Below are 253 nucleotides of genomic sequence, written 5' to 3'. Positions count from 1 at the left end.
GCAGTGCAATCGTCAGTTTGTCGAATTCTACAGTGAAAGAGGATATTCTGAAGATGCCAGACAAATTTGCTTAAGAATGTACTGTAATGGCATGGGATTTAGAGCAATTGAGCGATGTACAGGAATTTAGTCACAATACGGTAATCGACTGGGTGAGAGAATCAGGAGAAAAATTGCCTGAGACAGAGGAAATTGAGGATGTACCAGAGGTAGGTGAACTAGATGAACTTCAGACCTTTGTGGGTAGCAAAGA

Annotated in this window: 1 pseudogene; it reads left to right on the top strand. The window is 41.5% G+C overall.

Annotated elements, in window-relative coordinates:
* Positions 1–253 (top strand): annotated as a pseudogene (locus PseudUWO310_RS24055) (IS1 family transposase); the annotation flags it as partial.

Source organism: Pseudanabaena sp. UWO310 (assembly GCF_006861605.1).
Classification (GTDB): Bacteria; Cyanobacteriota; Cyanobacteriia; order Pseudanabaenales; family Pseudanabaenaceae; genus Pseudanabaena.
The sequence above is the reverse complement of the archived record's forward strand: the minus strand, read 5'-3'. Positions and strand labels throughout refer to the sequence as shown.